The sequence below is a fragment of the Bradyrhizobium sp. CCBAU 65884 genome, assembly GCF_028128835.1.
Classification (GTDB): Bacteria; Pseudomonadota; Alphaproteobacteria; order Rhizobiales; family Xanthobacteraceae; genus Bradyrhizobium; species Bradyrhizobium ottawaense.
This window is the reverse complement of sequence record NZ_LBJU01000134.1, coordinates 210,466-233,460: the sequence shown is the minus strand read 5'-3', so window position 1 is coordinate 233,460 and position 22,995 is coordinate 210,466. Positions and strand designations below refer to the sequence as shown.

16 protein-coding genes are annotated in these 22,995 nt (G+C 60.1%); 15 read left to right on the top strand and 1 reads right to left on the bottom strand.

Annotation, left to right across the window (positions count from 1 at the left end):
- Window positions 1-96 precede the first annotated feature (96 nt).
- The 9 genes from rfbC to XI03_RS39020 all read left to right on the top strand — a co-directional run bounded on the left by rfbC (window position 97) and on the right by XI03_RS39020 (window position 15,483).
- Window positions 97-654 (top strand): dTDP-4-dehydrorhamnose 3,5-epimerase, encoded by a 558-nt coding sequence (gene rfbC / locus XI03_RS39060; protein WP_028143636.1) that lies wholly within the window; start codon window positions 97-99, stop codon window positions 652-654.
- A gap of 10 nt (window positions 655-664) precedes the next feature.
- Window positions 665-1,723: a dTDP-glucose 4,6-dehydratase gene (gene rfbB / locus XI03_RS39055; protein ID WP_152103155.1), complete on the top strand. Its 1,059-nt coding sequence runs from the start codon at window positions 665-667 to the stop codon at window positions 1,721-1,723.
- A 7-nt stretch (window positions 1,724-1,730) separates the two neighbouring features.
- Window positions 1,731-2,720, top strand: a complete 990-nt coding sequence (gene rfbD / locus XI03_RS39050) for a dTDP-4-dehydrorhamnose reductase (RefSeq protein WP_049801695.1) — start codon at window positions 1,731-1,733, stop codon at window positions 2,718-2,720.
- Window positions 2,629-3,531 (top strand): glucose-1-phosphate thymidylyltransferase RfbA, encoded by a 903-nt coding sequence (gene rfbA / locus XI03_RS39045; RefSeq protein WP_080670220.1) that lies wholly within the window; start codon window positions 2,629-2,631, stop codon window positions 3,529-3,531. The genes rfbD and rfbA overlap by 92 nt, the downstream gene beginning before the upstream one ends.
- Before the next feature lie 87 nt (window positions 3,532-3,618).
- The gene (locus XI03_RS39040) at window positions 3,619-10,284 is read left to right on the top strand and encodes a DUF4082 domain-containing protein (RefSeq protein WP_271595097.1); all 6,666 of its coding nucleotides are present in this window, start codon (window positions 3,619-3,621) and stop codon (window positions 10,282-10,284) included.
- Window positions 10,285-10,294: 10 nt separating this feature from the next.
- Window positions 10,295-10,630: a hypothetical protein gene (locus XI03_RS39035; RefSeq protein WP_028143639.1), complete on the top strand. Its 336-nt coding sequence runs from the start codon at window positions 10,295-10,297 to the stop codon at window positions 10,628-10,630.
- Entirely contained in the window at window positions 10,608-12,812 is a 2,205-nt protein-coding gene (locus XI03_RS39030; RefSeq protein WP_442869814.1) for a peptidase domain-containing ABC transporter, read from the top strand. Before XI03_RS39035 ends, XI03_RS39030 begins: the two co-directional genes overlap by 23 nt.
- Window positions 12,809-14,236: an HlyD family type I secretion periplasmic adaptor subunit gene (locus XI03_RS39025; protein WP_173015862.1), complete on the top strand. Its 1,428-nt coding sequence runs from the start codon at window positions 12,809-12,811 to the stop codon at window positions 14,234-14,236. Before XI03_RS39030 ends, XI03_RS39025 begins: the two co-directional genes overlap by 4 nt.
- Before the next feature lie 26 nt (window positions 14,237-14,262).
- On the top strand, window positions 14,263-15,483 hold the full coding sequence (locus XI03_RS39020; RefSeq protein WP_244625820.1) for a hypothetical protein: 1,221 nt from the start codon (window positions 14,263-14,265) through the stop codon (window positions 15,481-15,483).
- On the opposite strand, the gene XI03_RS39015 is transcribed toward XI03_RS39020, so the two are convergent.
- Window positions 15,480-16,367 carry a glycosyltransferase gene (locus XI03_RS39015; protein WP_095426580.1) on the bottom strand — a complete coding sequence of 296 codons (888 nt, stop codon included), beginning with the start codon at window positions 16,365-16,367 and terminating at the stop codon, window positions 15,480-15,482. The genes XI03_RS39020 and XI03_RS39015 overlap by 4 nt on opposite strands.
- A gap of 178 nt (window positions 16,368-16,545) precedes the next feature.
- Between XI03_RS39015 and XI03_RS39010 the strand changes: the two genes are divergently transcribed.
- The 6 genes from XI03_RS39010 to XI03_RS38985 all read left to right on the top strand — a co-directional run bounded on the left by XI03_RS39010 (window position 16,546) and on the right by XI03_RS38985 (window position 22,930).
- A complete protein-coding gene (locus tag XI03_RS39010) occupies window positions 16,546-17,340 on the top strand; it encodes a WecB/TagA/CpsF family glycosyltransferase (protein WP_038970403.1) in 795 nt (264 codons plus the stop codon).
- A gap of 3 nt (window positions 17,341-17,343) precedes the next feature.
- On the top strand, window positions 17,344-18,468 hold the full coding sequence (wecB, locus tag XI03_RS39005) for a non-hydrolyzing UDP-N-acetylglucosamine 2-epimerase (protein WP_028143643.1): 1,125 nt from the start codon (window positions 17,344-17,346) through the stop codon (window positions 18,466-18,468).
- The gene (wecC, locus tag XI03_RS39000; protein ID WP_038970402.1) at window positions 18,461-19,723 is read left to right on the top strand and encodes a UDP-N-acetyl-D-mannosamine dehydrogenase; all 1,263 of its coding nucleotides are present in this window, start codon (window positions 18,461-18,463) and stop codon (window positions 19,721-19,723) included. Before wecB ends, wecC begins: the two co-directional genes overlap by 8 nt.
- Before the next feature lie 70 nt (window positions 19,724-19,793).
- Window positions 19,794-20,855 carry a Gfo/Idh/MocA family protein gene (locus tag XI03_RS38995; RefSeq protein WP_038974205.1) on the top strand — a complete coding sequence of 354 codons (1,062 nt, stop codon included), beginning with the start codon at window positions 19,794-19,796 and terminating at the stop codon, window positions 20,853-20,855.
- 46 nt (window positions 20,856-20,901) lie between these two features.
- Window positions 20,902-22,377, top strand: coding sequence for an oligosaccharide flippase family protein (locus tag XI03_RS38990; RefSeq protein WP_271595095.1), 1,476 nt, complete (start codon window positions 20,902-20,904; stop codon window positions 22,375-22,377).
- 31 nt (window positions 22,378-22,408) lie between these two features.
- Entirely contained in the window at window positions 22,409-22,930 is a 522-nt protein-coding gene (locus XI03_RS38985; RefSeq protein ID WP_038970400.1) for an acyltransferase, read from the top strand.
- Window positions 22,931-22,995: the final 65 nt, after the last annotated feature.

Sequence of the window (22,995 nt, the reverse complement as noted above, 5' to 3'; positions counted from 1 at the left end):
AGGCGGACTTGGTCTGCTGCGCCGCTCAGTTGGGAGGACATGGGGAGAATAGGCCGACCGTCCGGGCGCTAGCGCCGCTTATCGGAGCGTGCGGTCATGCTGGAAGTGCGAAGTTTGGCGATTCCGGATGTCAAGCTGGTCCGATCGAAACGCTTTTCCGATACGCGCGGCTATTTTTGCGAGACGTTTCGTCGCTCTGCTTTCGCCGAAAGAGGAATTTCTCACGATTTCATCCAAGACAATCAATCCTGCTCGGAGCGAGTCGGGACGGTTCGCGGATTGCACTTCCAGCAGCCTCCTTTCGCGCAGACCAAGCTGGTTCGCGTGTTAAGGGGAGCGATCGTTGACGTGGTGGTCGACCTTCGGCGGCGGTCGCCGACGTTCGGCCGGCACGTCTCGGTCAAACTGGATAGCGAGACTGACGAGCAGTTGCTCGTTCCAAAAGGGTTCGCTCACGGTTTCTGTACGCTCGAGCCTCAAACTACGGTCTTTTACAAGGTCGACGAGGTCTACTCTCCGGACCACGACGCCGGCATCCATTGGGCCGATCCGGAATTGGCTATCGAGTGGCCGGTGAGGGCCTCGGCGGCCCAGCTTTCACCGAAGGATCGGGCGCTTCCCCGTTTCGACCAGCTTGCTTCAGTGTTTGAATAGAGGGCGTGGCATGCGTGTCCTGGTGACCGGAGGAGCGGGATTTATCGGGTCTGCGGTCTGTCGACAGTTGGTGCTGGAAGCCGGTGCCTCGGTCGTCAATGTCGACAAGTTGACCTATGCGGCCAATTTGGCCTCGCTGGCATCCATCGAAGGTACCAGCTGTTATCGATTCGAGCAGCATGACATCTGCGATCAGGAGGCGGTCACTCGCTTGTTTTACGAGTGGGAGCCAAGCGCAGTCATCCACTTGGCAGCGGAGAGCCATGTCGATCGGTCGATTACAGGCTCGGCAGCGTTCGTTAGCACCAACATCGTCGGTACCTATACTCTACTGGAAGCTGCCAGACGATATTACGACGGGCTTTCAAGCCAGAGGCGAAGTCAGTTCAGGTTCATTCACGTGTCGACGGACGAGGTCTACGGTTCATTGGGGCCGGTCGACTGCTTCCGGGAAGATACCCCTTACCGGCCGAGTTCACCCTATTCGGCGAGCAAGGCCGCCTCGGACCACCTCGCGCTCGCCTGGTATAAGACCTATGGCTTGCCGGTGATCGTCTCCAATTGTTCGAACAATTACGGACCATTCCAATTCCCGGAAAAGCTCATTCCCCTGACGGTTCTCAACGCGATTGAGCACAAGCCGTTGCCTGTCTATGGCGACGGCAGCAATGTGCGCGATTGGCTTCATGTCGACGATCACGCCGCAGGCCTGATCAGGCTGCTGTTCGAGGGCAGGGCCGGAGAGAAGTACAATTTCGGCGGCGATAGCGAACGCTCGAACCTGGAGGTAGTCACCCAGATTTGTGACGTGCTTGATCGACTACGTCCGGGGCCGACAGCGAGGCGATCCTTGATCTCGTTTGTGCCGGACCGTCCGGGACACGACGCACGTTACGCAATCGATGCGTCCAAAGCGCGCAGCGAGCTGGGATGGCAGCCGACCCGAAGCTTCGAACAAGGTCTCGCCGACACGGTGGAATGGTATCTGGCCAGCGGCGCCTGGTGGGCGCGGGCTCGCAATATGGTCTACGACGGCGCGCGCCTTGGTCTCCCAGCCACCCGCCACTGAGGTTGCCATGATCGAACGACCGATTCTGATTGCTGGTCGAAACGGCCAATTGGGCAGTTGCCTTCGTGATCTCGCTGCGCTTAGCGGCCTATCTGCAGTGGCCCTCGGACGTGAGGAGCTCGACCTAGAAGTCCGGGACGGGATCGACAGGACGGTCGCCTCGATCGCCCCCTGCATGATCATTAATGCCGCGGCTTATACGGCTGTGGATCGGGCAGAGTCGGAAGTCGGAAAAGCCTTCAGTGTCAACCGCGATGGTGCAGCTGCGTTAGCGGATGTCGCATGGCAGAGAAACATTCCGCTTGTGCATTTATCGACGGATTACGTCTTTGACGGTGCCAAGAGCGAGGCTTACGACGAGACCGACGTTCCGGCGCCGTTGAACACATATGGCGCGTCAAAGTTGGCCGGCGAGGCGGCCGTTCTGGCGGCGCATCCTCTCGCGACTGTCGTCAGGTCGTCTTGGATCTACAGCGCAACAGGCAGCAACTTCGTTCGGACGATGTTGCGGCTGGCCGAAACGCGTCCAATCGCAAGGGTGGTCTGCGACCAACACGGAAGCCCGACGTCAGCAGCGGAGCTGGCCGCAGCGCTCCTGAAGATCGCAGAGCGGTCGATCACAGATGATCGCCGCATCGCGGCAGGCATCTTCCATGTGTCCGGCCAGGGAACAACGAGCTGGCACGGCTTCGCCGAGGCAATTTTCGATGGTTTATCCCGTCGTGGAGTGCGGCCGCCGGCGCTGGAAGCGATCACGACTGAGCAGTACCCCTGCGCTGCGCGCAGGCCCCTGAACTCCCGCCTGGACTCGTCCAAAGTGGAGCGCGTGTTTGGAATTCGATTGCCGGCCTGGCGCCACTCTCTCGAAACCTGTCTCGACCAACTTGTCGGAAAAGGAGACACCGATGCTGAAGGGAATAGTCCTGGCTGGCGGCAGCGGAACGCGGCTCTATCCGATCACGCGTGTGGTGAGCAAGCAGTTGCTGCCCATCTATGATAAGCCGATGATCTACTACCCGCTGTCGACGCTGATGCTGGCAGGAATCCGAGAAATCCTGGTGATCACGACCCCGGCAGACCGGTCTCAGTTTGAGCGATTGCTCGGAAATGGAAGCCAGTGGGGGATTAGCCTCAGCTATGCGGAACAACCTCGTCCCGGCGGCCTGGCGGAAGCCTTCATCGTAGGTGCCGATTTCATCGGAACCGATCGCGTCGCAATGGTGCTCGGAGACAATATCTTCTTCGGCGGCGGCTTGCGCGAACTTCTCACAAGGGCGGCAGCCCGCGAGGAAGGCGCAACCGTGTTCGCGTATCACGTGCGCGATCCCGAACGATATGGCGTCGTTACGTTCGACGAGGCGGGCCGCCCACTACGAATCGAGGAAAAGCCGAGAAAGCCGACATCGAACTGGGCGATCACCGGTCTTTATTTCTTCGACAACCGGGTCGTGCGATATGCCCGCCGTGTCAAGCCGTCGCCGCGGGGAGAGCTCGAGATCACGGATCTGCAAATGCGCTATCTCGCGGCCGGCGCTCTCCACGTCGAGCGCATGGGACGGGGCTTTGCATGGTTGGACACGGGCACGGTCGAGTCGCTTCTCGACGCAGGGACCTTTGTGCAGACGCTTGAAAAACGACAGGGCATGAAGGTGGCTTGTCTCGAGGAGGTCGCCTTTCGGCAGGGATTCATCGATGAAGATCAGCTTCTTGGACTGATTCAGCCGCTGGAGAAGAGCGGATACGGCAGATACCTCAATGAAATCCTGCGGTTGCCCGGCGCGCGCTCCGGCGTCGCAATCGATGGCTGATTTAAAATTATTATTTCCGATTTAATTAATTGACCGACGCGGTTCTTTTAAATTAAATACTTCGCTTGCGAAGCTCGAGGGCTGGCCATGTTGAATCAAAAGGCGAGCGTCTTCCATCGGCCGGCAAGGCCGCTCCTCCCGGAAGAGGGTGATTTCGGCCAGATAGATGCTGACTTGCTCGGTGCGCCCCTCTGGAATGCGATCCGGAGCAGAGACGCTGCTTGGCTGTGGAGGACGACCAGCACCCTGACGCGCCCGGACGGCCTCGGCTCGCTACTCTCCTCGGGCTCCGATCTGCGAGCGGCGGTCGCGTCTTCGCGTTCGCGGGCCGGGACGACACATTGGATAAGTTCGAGCGGCGGTTATTGGAATGTCGCCGCGAACTGGAGTGCGGGTATTCCGATAGCGGCGTACGGCGCCTTCATTGACGCGCCTGGATCCTATGTTGTCACGACCAGAGCCAATGTCGATGTGGGCAGTTTGATCGTGAAAGCAGGTGTGACGATCGCGCTCGGGGAAGACTCGTCGTTCGTGGTGGAAGGTGACGCGATAAATAACGGGAGCATCAAGGTCGGATCACCCGGCGGCGAGGGGGTTGCCGCAGCGGACTTCAAAGGTGATGTCCGCGGGTCGGGCGCCTTCGCGATTTCCGACAAATCGGCACTCGAGATCGGAGGCTCGGTCTCCGGACAGCTCGTGAACGGTTCGTTTTACGGAATAACCGTCTCGTTCGAGACGGACGTCGGCACCCTGGTTCTCGATCGCTCCGCCCAATTTCATGGCCTGATCGGGAGCTCGTCGCCGGATCGACCGCTTTCAACCGGCAATCTGATCGACCTCAGGGATTTCGCTTTCACGTCGACGATGTCGGCCTCAGTTCATTACGACCTGGGCTCAAACATCAGCACAGTCGATTTCAGCAATGGAGTCGGCAATGTCACTCTGCTGTTCTCCGGCCAGGATACGAACTGGACCTTTGCAAGTGATGGGCAGGGCGGCACGCTCGTTGCAGATCCAGTCACGAACCCGATCGTACTGGAAAATCAGAAACAAGGCACATCGCCAAATATCTGGCAGATCGACCCTGGCGCGGACTCAACGAAAATCCAGGGGTTCACGACAGCGATAAGTACCAACATCGGCGGCACCGTTCAATTCAAGATCAACAACCAGACGGGCAATCCGAATTATCGTATCGATATCTACCGGCTGGGTTATTACGGCGGCAACGGCGCCAGACTGATTACGACCGTACAGCATCAGGCCGCAACTTCGGTTGTGCAGCCGGCGCCATTGAAGAACGCATCGACGGGCCTCGTCGACGCCGGCAACTGGAGCGTGACCGACTCATGGAGCATACCGACTGACGCCGTTTCTGGCGTGTACATCGCCAACGTCATCGACGGAACGCAGATCTTCCAGATTCCATTCGTCATCCGCAACGATGCGTCGCACAGCGCTGTGGTATTTCAGACGGCCGATCAGACGTGGCAAGCCTACAACCCCTGGGGCGGAGCCAATCTTTACACCGGCAACGGACCTGGCATCAACGGTTCGGCCTATGCCGTAAGCTACAACCGCCCCATTACGACGCGTGACGGTGGTCTGTACGGCACCGCCAACGATATGGTGTTCTCGGCGGAATATCCGGCGATCTACTGGCTTGAGCAGAACGGATACGACGTCTCCTATATCTCCGGCATCGACGCTGCGACCAGCGGATCACTCCTGCTCAACCATCAAGTCTACATGGATGTCGGTCACGATGAATATTGGACCGACAGCCAGTTCTCCAACGTCCAGGCGGCCGGCCGTGCCGGCGTCAATCTGATGTTTCTCAGTGGCAACGAAGTGTATTGGCAAACGAGACTCGCGCCCAGTATCGATGCCAGCCAGACGGCCAACCGCACCCTGATCTCGTACAAGGACACCCACGCCAATCAGTTGATCGACCCAACTGGAACGGCGACTGGCACCTTCATGGACGCGCGCTTTGCGTCGACTGGAGGCCTGTCGGGAATCCCTTCCAACGCCCTCACCGGCCAGGTATTTCAGGTGGACTCCGATCGCACGGATATTATCCGGATTCCGTACGACATGACGAAGTTGCGCTTCTGGCGCAATACGTCGGTTGCCAATACGCCGGTGGGCCAAACCGCCTCGCTTGTACAGAATCTGCTCGGTTATGAGTGGGATTCGTCGCCTGATAACGGCTTCCGCCCGGCTGGACTGGTAAATGTGTCGTCTTCGACGCTGCAGATCACCGGCCAATATCTCCTGGACTACGGCAACACCACGGGCAACGGAACAGCAACTCATAATCTGGTCGAGTTTCGCGACCCGGTCAGCGGTGCCCTTGTTTTCGGGGCCGGCACGGTGTTCTGGTCGTGGGGCCTCGCCTCCGATCACGACCAGGTGGTTGGGTCCGCTACGCCGATTGATCCGAACGTCCAGCAAGCAACGGTCAATGTGCTCGCCGACATGGGCGTGCAACCCGCGACGCTGCAAGCGAGTCTGGTAATTGCTTCCCAATCGACTGATCACACTGCTCCAACATCCACCGTCACGAACGTCTCGGCCAGCAGCATCCCGGAGGGCCAGTCGGTTACCGTCACCGGATCGGCGAGCGATGCGGGCGGCGTCATCGGCGGTGTTGAAGTCTCGGCAGACAGTGGACAGACGTGGCATCCCGCCAGCAGCAGAGTCGGCATCGCGAATGTGACCTGGTCGTATACATTCTCCGCTGGCGCTTCCGGCCAGTACAACATCAAGAGCCGGGCGGTGGACGACAGCCTGAACCTCGAGACGGCCGGCCAGGGCGTTGCTTACACCGTCACGCCTTCGTCGAACCTGACGATCTTCAATCCGACCGATACGCCGGCCGTAGTCACAACCAACGACGCCGGCGCTGTAGAATTGGGTGTGAAGTTCGTCGCTGCCGAGTCCGGCGATATCACCGGCATTCGGTTCTACAAGGGGCCGCAGAACACGGGGACGCATCTGGGCGATCTCTGGACGACGAATGGCGTACTGCTTGCGAGCGCCACGTTCACCAACGAAAGCGCGAGTGGTTGGCAACAGGTGAATTTCGCGACACCGGTCCATGTGCAGGCCGGGGTCACCTACATCGCCTCCTATCACACGAATACCGGTCAGTACTCTACGACCGACTTCTATTTCGACAATGCCGGCCATACGCACGGTGCGCTGACGGCGACAGGCAGCGGCCTCAACGGTGTCTATGCCTACGGTCCCGGACCGCTCTTCCCGAACACTGTTTCGATTGTGAAGGCTCAGAATTATTGGGTCGATGTCGTCTTCAGAAATACCAGCCAGCAGCCGCAGGCCAACAATGACAGCGGTTTTAACGTAACCGAAAACGGTGTTCTGACCATTCCGGCATCGGCGCTGCTCGCCAATGATACGGATCCGGCCGGCCTGTCGTTTTCGATCACCGGCGTGAGCAGCCCAATCAACGGTAGCGTAAGCTACAACGCTCAGGCTCAGACAGTGACGTTCACTCCGACCGCGAATTTCGCGGGATCGGCGCAATTTTCCTATACGATCACTGACACGAGCGAGGCCACCGGAACCGGCCAGGTTCTCCTCAACGTCAACTATCCCGTCTCCGCGCAAAGCCTGTTCGCCACAAACGCCGCGCCGAGCGTGGCCAATTCGGGTGATACGAGCTCCGTCGAGGTCGGAGTCAAGTTTTCCGCTTCTGTGAGCGGGACGATAACCGGCCTTCGTTTCTACAAGGGATCGTCGAATACCGGTACCCATGTCGCGCATCTGTGGAGCTCGACGGGAGCGCTCCTTGGTACGGCGACCTTCGCGAACGAGACGGCCAGCGGCTGGCAGCAGGTCAGTTTCGCGAGCCCGATCGCCATTTCCGCGGGAACGACATATGTCGCGTCCTACCACACCAACGGAAATTATTCCGACACTCAGAACTACTTCACGAGCTCAGTTACGAACGGCCAGTTGACCGCGCCAGCGGCGGGGAATGGAGTGTACGCCTACGGAACCGGGACCGTCTTCCCGGCCAACGTCTACAAGTCGACCAACTACTTTGTCGACGTGGTCTTCAATGGATCCGCCGCTACGAACAGGTCGCCGACCGCCGTGGCCGACACCGGCGACGCCACCGAGAAGGGCGGCGTCAATAACAGCACCGGCGGTTCGCTCGCCACTGGAAACGTGCTGACCAACGACACCGATCCGGACGCCGGCGATACGAAGACCGTAACTGCGGTCAGCTTCGGTTCGACCTCCGGCACGATCGGCTCAGCGCTGAATGGCGCGCATGGAAGCCTCGTGCTCAACGCCTCAGGGACCTTCACCTATACGGTCAGCGAGACGGATCCCGCCGTGCAGGCGCTGCGGCTTGCGAACAACACGCTGACGGATGTCTTCAATTACACGATGCGTGATGCCGCCGGCGCAACATCCTCGACCACGCTCACAGTCACCATTCACGGTGCCAATGATGCACCGGTGCTGGCGATCCAGACCGGTAACCAAACCGCGACAGTGGGTTCGGCGTTCTCGCTGACGCTGCCGGCCGGCACCTTCACCGACGTCGATTCCGGCGATTCACTCACCTATGGTGCGACAGCGGCGAACGGCTCCGCACTTCCCGCCTGGCTGACCTTTAACGCATCAACTCGAACCTTTAGCGGTACGCCATCGTCAGCGGATGTCGGCACGCTGGGTGTGAAGGCAGCTGTGACGGATCTCGGCAGCCTCACCGCGAGCGAAACGTTCAATATTGTCGTGACAACGACCGCGAACGCCCCGCCAACCGCCGTCGCCGACACGGGTGACGCGACCGAGAAGGGCGGTGTCAGTAACGGCAGCGGCGGCTCACCCGCCACGGGAAACGTTCTGACCAACGACACCGATCCGGACGCAGGCGATACGAAGGCCGTGACGGCGGTCAGCTTCGGTTCGACTTCCGGCACGCTGGGCTCGGCGCTGAATGGAGCGCACGGAAGTCTCGTGCTCAATGCTTCGGGTGCTTTCACCTATACCGTCAATGAAACTGACTCTGCCGTCCAAGCCTTGCGGCTATCGACTACCACGCTGACGGACGTGTTCAATTACACCATGCGTGACGCCGCCGGCGCAACATCGTCGACTACGCTCACAGTCACCATTCATGGCGCCAATGATGCGCCGGTCCTGGCGGCCCAAACCGGCAACCAGACTGCAACGGTTGGTTCGGCCTTCTCGCTGACGCTGCCGGCCGGCACCTTCACCGATGTGGATTCCGGGGATTCACTCGCCTATACGGCCACTGCGGCCGACGGCTCGGCGCTTCCCGCCTGGTTGGCTTTCAATGCGTCGACCCGGACTTTCAGTGGCACGCCGGCGTCGGCCGACGTCGGCACGCTCGGTGTGAAGGCCGCCGCGACTGATCTCGGCGGACTCACGGCCAGCGAGACGTTCAACATAGCAGTGGGCACGGCCTCCTCGACGGTCAGCTTGTTCTCGGCGTCCGATACGCCTTCGGTGCTCTCGACGTCCGACACATCTCAGGTCAATCTCGGCGTACGGTTCACATCCTCCGCTGCCGGCACGATTACCGGGATCAAGTACTACAAGAGTGCAAACGACACCGGCTCTCACACCGGCTCACTGTGGAGCAGCACGGGAACGCTTCTCGCGAGCGCAACCTTCTCCAACGAGACCAGCAGCGGTTGGCAAACCCTCACATTTAGCAGCCCCGTCTCGATTGCGGCCGGATCCACCTACGTGGCGAGCTTCCACAGCAACGGACGCTATGCGACGACGTCAAACTACTTTACCGCAGCACGCACGAACGGGCCGCTCACGGCTCCCGCGAGCAACAATGGTGTGTACACTTATGGAACAGGCAATCTGTTTCCAACCAGTACATTCAGCGCGACAAACTATTGGGTCGATGTGTTGTTCAGCAACGGGAGTGGCGGCACGAACCAGCCGCCGATCGCCAACAACGACAGCGGCTTCAACGCCACCCAAAACGTGCCACTCAGCATTTCTGGTTCGGCACTCCTCGCAAACGATACCGATCCTAACGGGGATGCGCTAACAATCACCGGGGTCAGCGGGGCCGTCAACGGGACCGCTAGCTTCAGCACCCAGAACAATACGGTGACGTTCACATCGGCGAGCAATTACACCGGACCGGCCTCGTTCAATTACACGATCTCGGACGGTCGAGGCGGGACGGCGAGCGCAAGTGCGACCGTGACCGTTCACGCGCCGTCAGCAAGCACCGTAAGCCTGTTCAGCTCGAATCCAACGCCCAGCGTGGTGACGGTGAATGATCCGAATTCGGTTGAGCTCGGTATGAAGTTCCAGGCGTCCACCACTGGCGACGTCATGGGGCTGCGCTTCTACAAGGGACCATCCAATACCGGCACTCACGTCGCCGATCTTTGGAGCAGCACCGGGACCCTGCTAGCGACGGCCACATTTACCAATGAGACGGCGAGTGGCTGGCAGCAGGTCAACTTTGCAACGCCGGTCACCATCACGGCGGGCACGACCTATATCGCCTCCTACCACACTGCGGGAAACTACTCGGACGATCCGAATCTATTTGCCAGTTCGGTAACCAACGGACCATTGACCGCTCCGTCATCCGCGTCCAGCGGCGGAAACGGCGTCTATGCATACGGATCCGGAAGCCTCTTCCCCACCAACACCTTCAACGCGACGAGCTACGCGGTTGACGTCCTCTTCAGGCCGCAGCTAGCAGCATAGGAGAACCGCAATGCATACAGAGCTCTATACTGACGGGATCGACGAGGTCACAATTGGCGGGTCGATCGTGCGGGTCGACCTGGTCAGTCTCTCACCCACGGAACGTGATGCCAACAACGCGCCCAAGAAAGTCTTTCGGCAAAGGCTGATCTTTTCGGCGGAGTCGTTCGCGAACTCCGTGGAGGTGATGCAGAACGCGCTTCAGGGTCTGGTCGATGCCGGCGTCGTCCAGCGCTCTCGGCCGAGGACGCCGATGGCCGCGCCACAGGCGAGTGCGCGCGTCGAGCCTGCCTCGTCAGTTTCGGACAATCCGCGATCTTCCAATGCCTCAACCAACTTCCGTTGAAATCGAGAGGTTCGAACCAGAACCGCCGTCGTCCGAGGACGAGCCGCGTCGGGCTGCTCAAACGGCCCTTGAATGCCTGTCAAGGATCGCTGCCCATCACGGTATCGATCTGCCTTCTGATCGGTTGCGGCACGCCTATGCCGTCGACGAGACCGGCATCTCGACCGATCTCTTGCTCCGCATGGCTCATGATGCGGGCCTTCGCGCCCGCACGGCGCAGCTCGATTGGAAGGCGATATGCCAGCTCGGCGAGGCCTATCCGGCTCTTGTCCAGCTCTCGAACCTCAACTGGGTCCTCGTGGTCGGCGCCGGCCCGGAATGCGACGCTGTAACGGTCTTTGATCCTCTGGCCGAGCGGACGGGAGAGCACCTGCTGGTCGATGCGGACCGCTTCTGTGCCAGGTGGACCGGAAAGGTCGTTCTGTTCAAGCGCGAGAGTTCCCCATCGCAGGGCCACAGGCCCTTCGGGCTGCGCTGGTTCATACCCGAAATGCTGCGGGAGTGGCGGCTCCTTTCCGACGTCGCAATTGCTGCGGTGTTCCTCTATGCGCTCGGGCTGGCGCTTCCGATCTTCTTTCAGCTTGTGATCGACAAGGTTCTTGTCCATGAGAGCCTCACGACACTCTACGTGCTCTCGGCTGGCGCGATCCTTGCGCTCTGTTTCGACGCCGTCTTCAGCTTCTTGCGGCGCTACCTGCTGCTCTATGCCACGAACAAGATCGACATCCGGGTCGCGACCAGGACGTTTCGGCATCTTTTGGGACTTCCGGTAACCTTCTTCGAGCGCATCTCGGCCGGCGTGTTGGTGAAGCACATGCAGCAGGCCGGACGAATCCGTGAGTTCTTGACCGGCCGACTGTTCCTGACCGCCTTGGACGCGCTTTCGCTTTTCGTCTTTCTGCCTGTTCTGGCGCTATACAGCATCAAGCTGACGTGCGTCGTGCTGGCCTTCACCGCCATCAGCGCGAGCGTGATTGCTATTCTGATGGGACCGTTCCGACGGCGGCTCTACCAGCTTTATCAGGCCGAAGCCGGGCGCCAGGCGCTCCTCGTTGAGACCGTGCACGGCATGCGTACCGTGAAGTCGTTGGCCATGGAGCCCGGCCAGAACAGGACATGGGACGATCGTTGCGCGCAGTCGGTATCGATGCGGTTTGGCGTCGAAAAAATCTCGGCGGGCGCTCAGGCCTTGACCGGTTTCCTCGAGAAGATGATGACGCTCGGCATCGTCGCACTTGGTGCGCTCGATGTCTTCGGCGGCGAGATGACGATCGGCGCACTTGTCGCCTTCAACATGCTGGCGGGACGCGTTTCGGGGCCGCTGGTGCAGATGGTGACCATGGTGCACGAATATCAAGAGGTTGCGCTCGCCGTTAAGATGCTCGGCGAGGTCATGAACACGGAGCTGGAACGCGACGGTCGTCGCGAAGGCGTGCGGCCCGACTTCGCCGGGCAGATCGAGTTTGAAAACGTCACGTTTCGCTATGGGGAGGGAACGCCGGCGCTGGACGACGTGTCGTTCTCGATCGCTCCCGGCGCGATCTTCGGAATTGTCGGCCGGAGCGGTTCGGGCAAGACGACGCTGACACGCCTGATCGCGGGAATGTATCCGGTGCAGCAGGGGTTGGTGCGCATCGACGGTCACGATTCGCGCGAGATCGATCTCGCCCATCTGCGGCGGAATCTAGGGATCGTGCTCCAGGACAGTTTCCTGTTCCGGGGCACAGTGCGCGAAAATATCGCATGCGTGAGGCGCGACGCCACGTTCGAGGAGGTCGTCCGGGCGGCTCAGCTCGCCGGTGCGGACGAGTTCATAGAGCGGTTGCCGAGGGGGTTCGACACCATGCTCGAGGAGCAGGCATCGAACCTGTCAGGCGGGCAGAAGCAGCGGCTTGCTATCGCGCGGGCCTTGATCGTCAACCCGCGTATCCTGATCCTCGATGAGGCCACCAGCGCACTGGATTCCGAGAGCGAGGCGATCATTCGGCGCAATCTGCGACGTATCGCGGAGGGACGGACCGTCGTCATCGTATCGCATCGGCTTTCGATGTTGTCCGACGCAAGCCAGATCTTGGTGATCGACCGTGGACGGGTCGTCGATGTAGATCGTCATGACGCGCTGCTGTCGAAATGCAGCTTCTACAGGCATCTCTGGAACCAGCAGACGAGGCAGGTCGCATGACTGCGGCTGAAAAGATCAGAGCTGAAGCAGCCTCAGGCAGATCCGGGTCTCCGTCCGGTTCACGGACGAGACGCCGGCTCATGAGGTCCGCGCCCACAGATTCTCGCTTTGTCGCGCAATTTCAATCAGACGCAGCCGAGATCGAGCAGCAGACGCCACCGCGTGTGGGACGGATCACGCTCTATTGCGTCGTCGCCCTGATCGCTGCGGCGATCACATTCGCGTGCGTGTCTCGCGTTGATATGATTGTGACTGCGCAGGGAAAGTTGATCACGACGCGTCCGAACCTGGTCGTACAGCCGCTGGAAACGTCGGTTATTCGGGAGATTCGCGTCAAGGCCGGCGACGCCGTCAATCGCGGCGACGTTCTTGCGGTCCTCGATCCGACATTCTCTCAAGCCGATCTTGCTCAACTGCGCGGCCGCCTGGCGGGTCTCGACGCCTCCATCGGCCGGCTTCGAGCCGAGTTGGACGGCACGGACTACGGCCTCGATGAGGCGGCGAACGCCGACCAAGCTCTGCAGAGAAGGGTATTCCTCCAGAGGAAGGCGGCTTACGACCTTCAGATCCAGAACTATGACGCACAGATTGCGTCCGCACAGGCCAATCTAAAAACGGCTCAGAGCGAGGAGTTGGTCCTGGCCCAGCGGCTGGACACGATGCAGTCCATTGAAGCCATGCGAAGCGCGTTGATGGCCAAGGAGGTCGGTTCAAGACTGAACTTCCTGCTATCACGGGATGCGCGGTTGGAGGTCGAAAGCAACCTGGCGCGAGTCCGTGGCAGCATCGTCGACAACACGCATCGTCTGGACAAGGCCCGTGCAGACCAGAAGGTGTTCGCTGCCGAGTTTCGCCGCGGCGCCTATCAGGAACTTGTCGAGACGTTGCCAAAGCGGGATGGCACTGCCGAAGAGCTCAAAAAGGCGGAGCTCCGTCGGCAGCTGATCGTGCTGAATGCACCGGCGGATGCGGTGGTACTCGACATTGCCAATCGGACGGTGGGTTCGGTGGTCCGCGAGGCCGAGACTTTGTTTGTGCTGGTTCCACGGGACGAGACGCTCCGGGCGGAGGTCAACGTGGAGGGTAGGGATATCGGGCAGGTGGCGGTCGGGCAGGCCGTACGAGTGAAGTTCGAGGCATTTCCATTTCAGAAGTACGGCACCGCTACTGGCGAGGTCGGAGTCATTAGTCAGGACTCATTCTCGCCAGAGGCGAAGGCCGAAGGTGTGCGCCGGTCGTCAGCTCCCTATTACCGCGTACTGATCGATCTGCGGGACACGCACCTTCGGCTGCCGTCCGAGCGCGTTCAGTTGATGCCTGGTATGGCGGTCACCGCCGAGATGAAGGTCGGACAGCGAACGGTGATTTCATATTTTCTCTATCCCCTGCTTCGCGGCTTGGATGAAAGCATCCGGGAGTACTGAGCCGAATTTACAATGGTGTACTGGAAATGATGATCAGTCCGAATTCTGGTGTGAAATTCATAGTGCCCGCTGGAGCGAAGGCGCCGTTATCAAACTCGCCCCTGGTGAACTACGCGTTGCAGGGGCTTGAACGCTGCTGGTTGCCTGCGGAGCGTCGTTGGTCGCATGTTTATCACCTCGACCGGCCCGCTTCGCCGAACGAGTCGCTGCCGCATAGCGACGTGTTCTACACTCTCAACGTCTTGCTTGGGATGTCGCGGGTCGCGAAACTTCCGGCTGATATTGATCTCCCGGAGATCTTCTATCGAAATGCCATGAAGCTTACCGCGCTCCCCGTGCGCAAATATGCATTCGGCATGGCGCTGTGGGCCGCCGCCGAGCTCCGCCTCCCGATTCCGGAGCCAGTCAGGCGAGAGTTGAAAGCGGTTCTCTCGGATCAGTCGCGGTGGCACGCTTTCCGGGCGCAGGATCTGGGCATGCTGCTGACGGGTGTCATTGCCCAGGCGAGGGAGGGCGAGAAGGAGTGGCTATGCTTCGCCGGCCCGCTCTACCGTTTCCTGAAGGAACGTTTCCATGGCGATTCCGGATTGTTCTTCGACGCGCCGTCCGGTTTTCGTCGCCGTTTCGCATCATTTGCGACGCAAACCTATCTCTCCATCGCCTGCTATCAGTACGGCGAATTCACCGGCGATGCGTCCGCGCTCGTCATGGCTGATACTTGCGTGCGCGATCTGATTGCGCTGCAAGGTCCCCAAGGTGAATGGCCGTGGTTCTTCGATGCGACGAGCGGCCGCATCCTCGATTTCTACGAGATCTATTCGGTCCATCAGTATGGAATGGCCCCTGCGCTGCTGGAATGGGCCGAGCGCTTTGGACGACGGGGAGCGCGGGAAGCGCTGGTCAAGGGATTCAACTGGGTACTCGGCCAGAACCAGCTGGGCCGGACCATGCTCGTGCCTGAACTGAACCTGACGATCCGCTCGCAGGTCCGCAAGGGTGAACTGACGACCAAGGCGCCGCGGGTGTTGCGCGCGATCAGGAACGTTTGGCGCGAGAGCGGGGGAGAGCTGATCGACCGCCAAAATGTGGACGTTCGGCTCGAGTGCCGCAGCTACGAGCTCGGTTGGATTTTGTGGTCATTCGGTCGGCGTACCGACCTGCAGGATCTCAGTCACAACGTCGCGTTCGAACAGCCAGCCAGTCCGGTCGGCGGCGTGCCGCAGCGCAACGGCAGCGCGCTCGGCTAGCGATTCCAGACAACCGTGCCCTCTCTCCGGAGCAGGGCCAGCATCCTGGTCGTTCGATGGCTGCGAACCGCGCAGAGAACGGCAATCGCTTTGAGGCGCGCGCTTATCCCATGGAGGCGTCCGCTCGTCAGTACAGTGATGGCGCCGACCGCCGGTGATACCAGGACGAGCAGGGCCGTGGCAAACCAGCGCAGCTGCCAGCCGCGCGCGGCCTGTGCGGTGTTGCGGTAGTGCGCAATTTGGCGGTCCCATTTCGCATACAGCTCTCGAAGCGAGCGGCGCGCAGGGTGGAACACGATCATCCCGGGAATGTAGCGAAATTCGCAGCCGGCGCGGATGGCCATTTGTCCCCATTGCATATCTTCCGCGAACTGAATGCCCGGGAAAGGTCCGATCCTCGCAAAGTCGGCGCGGCGAACCGCCAGATTTGCCGTGACGGAGTAGCCGTGCTTGGTGACGTACAAGCGATTGCGAAAGCCAAAAACGCTTTCATAGGCTTCGATCGCGGTGAAACGCCCTTCGGCGGCAGGCCTGATGCGAACCTCTCCGCCAAGGATCGTCGCCGCCCTGGCTTGCTGGAACGCCTCACGGATCGCGGTCAGCCAGTCCGGATGAGCCCGGCAGTCGGCATCCACAAAAGCGAGGATATCGCCTCTCGCGCAAGCTGCGCCTGTGTTTCGCGCCGGGCCCGGACCGGGAAGCGCTTCGTGCTCCAGCCTGACGCCGGAATGGTCGGCAATGACGTCTATCGGCGGTACGGTCGAGCCGTTGTCCACCACGATGATCTCGAACAAATCCCGTGACAGGGTCTGCGCATCCAGGCTTCGCAGACAGGCTTCCAGGGCGTCAGCCTGATTGAGGTGGGGAATAATGACCGAGATCATTTTGGTGATTCCCTATTTAATTCACGTTGGCCTGCGGCATATCTGCCGGCGCGCTATTTTGGCGTCTCTGAAGGAGGTTGATGCATTTAATCCTTGCAATTAAATGGTAGCCAATTATTATCGTTATTATAATCTTAAATGCAACTTAAACAAATTGCGTTTCGGAGGGTCGGTTCAAATGCGTGCATCGTTCCTGGCCTGCCCCATCGACCTGCTGACAATGGCGGAAACCGTCGAGCTCGCGCGCGGCGCCATGCGTTGCCGCCGACGGCTGCAGCATGTCGCGTTGAACGTTGCCAAATTTGTCAATATGCGATCGGATCCCATGCTCGCGGCCGATGTCGCCAATAGCGACATCGTCAGCATCGACGGCATGGGGATTCTCTGGGGTGCCCGAGCCCTAGGGCTGCCGGCAACGTCCCGAGTCGCCGGCGTCGATCTCCTGGCCGAGTTGCTCGCGGTATGTGCGCGGGAAGGTTACAAGCCCTACTTCCTGGGTGCCACCCCCGCCGTCCTGCAGCAGGCAATGCAGCGCGCGCGAGAGAGATATCCCTCACTCGTCTTCGCCGGCTGGCACGATGGTTACTTCAAGCCGGAGCAGGAGAGGGAGGTCGTGCGGGACATCCAGTCCAGCGCGGCCGATTGTCTCTTCATCGGCATGCCGACACCACGGAAAGAGCGCTTTCTCGCCGCCCATCGTGACGAGCTCGGCGTACCCTTTATCATGGGCGTGGGCGGTGCGTTCGATATCCTTGCAGGCACCGTTCGGCGCGCGCCGGCGCGGATTCAGGGGCTGGGCCTCGAATGGCTTTACCGCATCTATCAAGAGCCCGGGCGGATGTGGTGGCGATACGCCACAACGAACACGCTGTTTGCGGGCATCCTGGTGCAAGCGCTCGCCAAGCAAGCGATAGGGCATACATTTGGCACGCCGGGCGCCGTGCCGCCCGGCCCGAGCCGGATCGGAGGGTGAGACGTGCGCAAGCATTTTTTCATCCTTTTGGGAACCCGACCAGAAGCCATCAAGCTCTTTCCGGTCATCAACCGACTCAAGGCCGAGAATCGCAAGGACATTTCGCTAACGATCTGTGCGACGGCACAGCATCGACAGCTGCTTGATCAGGTCCTCAAGCTTGCCAAGGTAGTTCCGGATTTTGATCTGAACGTCATGACGGCCAATCAGACGCTGGATCATCTAACGGCCCGGTTGCTCGGAGAAGTCGGTGAGCTCCTCGACAAGGTGAAGCCTACCAGGGTTATCGTCCAAGGCGACACGGCGACTGCCATGGTCGGCGCGCTGGCGTCCTATTACCACCGGATACCGGTCTCGCACATCGAGGCGGGACTGCGCAGCGGCGACATCTTCGCTCCGTGGCCCGAGGAGGTGAACCGCAAGATCGTCGGGTCGATCGCCGATCAGCATTTCGCGCCGACAGAGCGCGCTGCCCGCGCGCTGCGCTCTGAGAACGTCTCGGACGACCGCATCCACGTCACCGGAAACACGGTGGTGGACGCGCTCATCCTCGCGAAAGCCATGGTCGAATCCGATCCGGGGCTTTCGTGCCGCTGGGACGGCATCAAGAAGCGACACGGCAATCGGCGCATCATTTTGGTGACCTGCCACCGCCGGGAGAATTTCGGCGGCGGTGTCGTCAACATCGTGAACGCGTTGGAGACGATCCTGCAAAGGGAAGACGTTGCAGTGGTGCTCCCAGTGCATCCGAATCCGAACGTCCGCGACTTGTTCGCGTCCCGATTGTCGGATCACCCGAGGGTCGTCCTCATTTCTCCTCAGGAATACACGGACTTCGTGAGTCTGCTCTCGTTGTCCCATTTGGTCCTGACGGATTCAGGTGGCGTGCAGGAAGAGGCCCCCACCTTCGGCAAACCAGTCCTGGTGATGCGCGATACGACCGAGCGTCCTGAGGGGGTGGAGGCCGGGACGGCGCGCCTGGTCGGCGCGAACTACGACAAGATCGTTGCCGAGACATTTCGCTTGCTCGACGATGACGAGACTTATGCCGCCATGGCCCGTTCGCATAATCCGTTTGGTGACGGGCACGCGAGCGAGCGTATCGTGAAGGTGCTTCTCGATGCCTGAATTTCAGAAGATCAATGTCGTTGGACTTGGCTATATCGGGCTCCCGACCGCAGCGCTGATTGCGAGCCGGGGAATGCAGGTAGTCGGCATCGACACAAACGAGCGTATCGTCGATACGGTCGCATCCGGAAAGATTCACATTGCGGAGCCCGATCTCGATGGTCTCGTTTCCAAGGTCGTGTCGAGCGGTGCCCTGACGACCGCCACCAAGCCGCAGCCTGCGGACGTCTTCATCATCGCAGTGCCGACGCCGATCGACCGCGAAAACCGTCCAGACCTTTCAAGCGTTAATGCCGCAGTCGACCAAATCGTCGACATCCTTGCGCCGGGTAATCTCGTCATCCTCGAATCGACATCGCCGATAGGGACGACCGAAGCCATAGCAAAACGTATCGTCGAACGCAGGCCGGATCTGCACATAGGCGTCAACGGCAAGGAAGACGGAGCGATCTACGTCGCCTACTGTCCAGAACGCGTGTTGCCGGGACGGATCCTGACCGAGCTTATCAACAATGACAGGTGCATAGGGGGCATTACGCCAACATGCACGCGGCGTGCTCAACGCTTCTACAAGATGTTCGTTCGCGGCGCCTGCGTCGGGACCACAGCGCGGGCAGCCGAGTTGGTCAAGCTGACGGAAAACGCGTTCCGCGATACCAACATAGCATTCGCGAACGAGCTCTCGTTGATTTGCGACAGGTTCGACATCAATGTCTGGGAGGTGATCGACATCGCCAACCGCCATCCTCGCGTAAACGTATTGCGGCCAGGACCGGGAGTAGGCGGGCACTGCATTGCGGTCGATCCCTGGTTCATCATCGACTCCGCACCAGACCTCGCTCGGGTGATGCGAACGAGCCGGGAAGTCAACAACGCCAAAACTCAGAAGATCATCGAACGTACAGAGGCGCTGATCGACGATCATCCCTATGCAAACGTCGCTTGTTGTGGATTGACCTTCAAGGCCAATGTCGACGATTTGCGTGAGAGTCCCGCCATGGAGATCGCCACGCATCTCGCGGCAAAGTACGGAGAACGAGTCAAGGTCGTTGAGCCGAACCTTCGCCGCCTGCCGCCTCAGTTGGCCGATCACCGTGTCGCTTTCGTGAACATCGAGGAGGCTCTGCGCAGTTGCGAAATCGCGGTTCTCCTCGTCGATCATGACGAATTCAAGATGGTGCCCCTATCGGAGCGCCGACATCTCGACGTCATAGATACCCGGGGCATATGGCAGGACATGCCAGCGCGGACCTAGTGCCCGGCGTGAAGTGATCGTCGGCAATGGGATGATTTGAGGCGTATCACCTGGATGCATCGAGGTTAGCATGCGAGACAGTCAACTGGGAATCGGCGTCGTGGGCTGCGGTTATTGGGGACCCAATCTCGTTCGCAATTTCTCCATCAATCCTGCCACCCGCGTCGTCGGCGTGAGCGACCTGCACCCAGGCAGGCTCGGCGCGATGAAGCAGCTTTACCCGGCGATAGAGACGACCTCTCGCTACGAAGATTTGCTGAAGGACGTCCGTATCGATGCAATCGCTATCGCCACGCCGGTGCATACGCACTACGAGCTGGCAATTGCGGCGTTGAGAGCCGGGAAGCACGTTCTGGTCGAAAAGCCCCTCGCGCCGAGCGCTGAGCTCGTGACCCGCTTGATCGAAGAGGCAGATCGGCGTGGGTTGACGCTCATGGTCGATCATACCTTCCTCTACACGCCGGCGGTCCAGAAGATCCGGGAGCTCCTGCTGAGCCGAGAACTTGGCGACATTTACTACTACGACAGCACGCGCGCGAGTCTCGGGTTGTTTCAAAAGGACGTAAATGTGATCTGGGACTTGGCGGTGCACGATATCTCGATCATCCACCATATCCTCGATGAAGCGCCGATCGCGGTCTCGGCAACCGGCTCGTGCCACGTTGTCGGCTCGCCGGAAAATATGGCGCATATCACGCTGTTCTTTGCCAACGCATGCGTGGCCCACGTCAGCGTCAATTGGCTGTCGCCCGTCAAGGTGCGCCAGACTTTCATCGGTGGCAGCAAGAAGATGATCGTCTACGACGATCTCGAGCCGACCGAAAAGATCAAGGTCTATGACAAGGGAATTACGCTCGACGCGCCTCCCGAAGATGCACATCAATTCCGGATCGGATATCGCGCCGGCGACATGTGGGCTCCGCATATCTCGACTATGGAGGCGCTACAGACCGAGGTCGATCATTTTGTCGATTGCATCCGCACCGGTGGCCAGCCGATTTCCAGCGGCATCTCGGGACTCCACGTGATCGAGGTTCTGGAGGCGGCATCGTGCTCGATCGCAAAGCAGGGTGCGCCCGTCTTGCTGCGCGAGCCTTACGGAACCCGGCAGCGCGCCAGAGCGATAGCATGACGCGCGCGGCGATCCAGCTCACCTGACCGACATGACAGACGACGCAATGAAGTCCGTGCAGCGCTCCATTCTGTTCTCGGCGCTCGACCGTTACGTCGGCCTGCTGCTGGTCTTTGTTGTGACCGCCGTGCTTGCCCGTTTGCTGTCCCCGGAAGAGTTTGGCATCTATGCCGTCGCGAACGCCTTCACGTCCATCATTGCGGCCTGCTTCCAGGAATTTGCGGGCGCAAGCTATCTGATTCAGAAGCGAGAGTTGTCGCGCGCGAGCGTGCAGACCACGTTCACGATTACCCTCATGATTTCGGCTGCCACGGCTTTCGTGCTGTTCGTGTCTGCCCAGCCGATCGCGCGCTTCTTCGAGCTGGACCGCTTGGGCCGAGGGATCGAGGTTTCCTCACTAAACCTTCTCTTGCTGCCGTTCTCCGGAACCATAGCCGCATTGTTCCGTCGTGAGATGCAGTTTGGCGTACTCGCAATCTGTAACCTCGCGGCAGGTACGACGATCGCCGTCGTTTCGGTCGGCCTCGCAATGGCCCACTTCAGCTACATGGCCCCGCTCTGGGGAGGGGTGGCCGGCAACGGGGTGCTGGCCGTGATGCTGCTGATATGGCGGAGAGATTTCGGTGCGATGCGGCCATCCTTGATCGATTGCCGAGAGATCGTCGGTTTCGGCCTCTACTCGGGCGCGGTGAGCGTCGTAAATGTGTTTTTTGGCCTGGCGCCGCAGCTGTTTCTGGCCAGAGTGCTCGACTTCACCGCTGTCGGCCTTTACAGCCGAGCGACCGCCTCGACACAGATATTCGACAAGCTGGTCACGCAAGTGATAAGTCCGGTCGTCATGCCGGCAATTGTTGCGCGAAGCAAAGCAGGTGGCGATCTCAAGACCGTCTATCTCGAGGCCATTCAGTTGCTCTCCGCCGTGCAGTGGCCTTTCTTGGTGTTTATGGCCATCATGGCGCGGCCGATCATTCTGATCTGGCTCGGCCCGACGTGGCTGGAGATCGTCCCGCTGGTGCAGCTGCTCTGTATCGGAAACCTTGCGCTTTTCGCGGCGTGCCTGACCTACCCGATGTTTGTTGCGGTCGGAAGGGTTCAGGATGCGCTGATCTCGTCGTTGATTTCGCTGCCACCATCACTTCTGGTCATATTGGGCGCCTCGTTCCTTGGCGTGCACGCCGTTGCTGCATCCGCTCTTGTGACATTGCCATTTCAGGCGTTGGTTGCGTTCTATTTTCTGGGACGACAACTCGGCCTTCGGCCCGCCGAATTTGTACGCACCCTATGGAGAAGCGGAGCTGTAACGGTTCTGGTGATTGCCGGTGTGTCTATTTGCGCGGCGCTGACGGAAGCTGGAGGCCTTAGCTCGGGTGCTGGGCTAGCGTCAGCCTTTTCCGTCGCTGTGCTCTGTTGGTGGCTTGGACTGATGGTCACGGGGCACCCGCTCCTGCAGCAGTTTCACTACGCCGCAGCCGGCTTGGCGAGAATGGCGCCGGGGCTGTGGCCCTCGCGGACGGCGCCATAGCGGTTCTACGACATCATTCGGAGTGCGCGATATGCCTATCACACAAGACGTAGAACTTGGTCGCGATGTCCGCATCGTTCACCCGGAACTGGTCAATCTGTACGGTTGCACGGTGGGTGATGAGAGCAGGATCGGAGCTTTCGTCGAAATCCAGGCGGGAGCAAAGATTGGCGCGCGGTGCAAAGTATCATCGCACAGTTTCATCTGCGAAGGCGTCACAATCGAGGACGAAGTGTTCATCGGTCATGGCGTGGTGTTCACGAACGACAAATATCCGAAGGCAACGACCGCGGATGGTCGCCCTCAGCAAGCTTCTGACTGGACATTGGAGCGCACTCGTGTCGGCAGGGGGGCTGCCATCGGTTCCAACGCCACAATCCTATGTGGTGTCACGATCGGCGCGGGAGCGACCGTCGGCGCGGGCTCCGTCGTGACGAGGGATGTTGCCCCGGGTGCCACCGTCGCCGGAGTACCCGCTCGGACCATGTCCGCAGTCGGAAGCAGGGCCACCGCCGATCGTGCCTCCGTCCGCCGGTCTTTCGGGCTAGATTGAATTAACCGAATTTATTTTCTTGAAAATGGCGCTTGATTAAATATTATAATTCGAGTTAATTATTT

Excerpts from the sequence above, each read along its gene's own strand:
- XI03_RS39040 (WP_271595097.1), top strand. The coding sequence starts at position 3,619 with ATGTTGAATCAAAAGGCGAGCGTCTTCCATCGGCCGGCAAGGCCGCTC.
- XI03_RS39010 (WP_038970403.1), top strand. The coding sequence starts at position 16,546 with ATGCGTGCATCGTTCCTGGCCTGCCCCATCGACCTGCTGACAATGGCG.
- XI03_RS38990 (WP_271595095.1), top strand. The coding sequence starts at position 20,902 with ATGAAGTCCGTGCAGCGCTCCATTCTGTTCTCGGCGCTCGACCGTTAC.
- rfbD (WP_049801695.1), top strand. The coding sequence starts at position 1,731 with ATGATCGAACGACCGATTCTGATTGCTGGTCGAAACGGCCAATTGGGC.
- rfbA (WP_080670220.1), top strand. The coding sequence starts at position 2,629 with ATGCTGAAGGGAATAGTCCTGGCTGGCGGCAGCGGAACGCGGCTCTAT.
- XI03_RS39030 (WP_442869814.1), top strand. The coding sequence starts at position 10,608 with ATGCCTCAACCAACTTCCGTTGAAATCGAGAGGTTCGAACCAGAACCG.
- wecC (WP_038970402.1), top strand. The coding sequence starts at position 18,461 with ATGCCTGAATTTCAGAAGATCAATGTCGTTGGACTTGGCTATATCGGG.
- XI03_RS39015 (WP_095426580.1), bottom strand. The coding sequence starts at position 16,367 with ATGATCTCGGTCATTATTCCCCACCTCAATCAGGCTGACGCCCTGGAA.
- rfbB (WP_152103155.1), top strand. The coding sequence starts at position 665 with ATGCGTGTCCTGGTGACCGGAGGAGCGGGATTTATCGGGTCTGCGGTC.
- XI03_RS39035 (WP_028143639.1), top strand. The coding sequence starts at position 10,295 with ATGCATACAGAGCTCTATACTGACGGGATCGACGAGGTCACAATTGGC.
- XI03_RS39020 (WP_244625820.1), top strand. The coding sequence starts at position 14,263 with ATGATGATCAGTCCGAATTCTGGTGTGAAATTCATAGTGCCCGCTGGA.
- XI03_RS38995 (WP_038974205.1), top strand. The coding sequence starts at position 19,794 with ATGCGAGACAGTCAACTGGGAATCGGCGTCGTGGGCTGCGGTTATTGG.
- rfbC (WP_028143636.1), top strand. The coding sequence starts at position 97 with ATGCTGGAAGTGCGAAGTTTGGCGATTCCGGATGTCAAGCTGGTCCGA.
- XI03_RS39025 (WP_173015862.1), top strand. The coding sequence starts at position 12,809 with ATGACTGCGGCTGAAAAGATCAGAGCTGAAGCAGCCTCAGGCAGATCC.
- XI03_RS38985 (WP_038970400.1), top strand. The coding sequence starts at position 22,409 with ATGCCTATCACACAAGACGTAGAACTTGGTCGCGATGTCCGCATCGTT.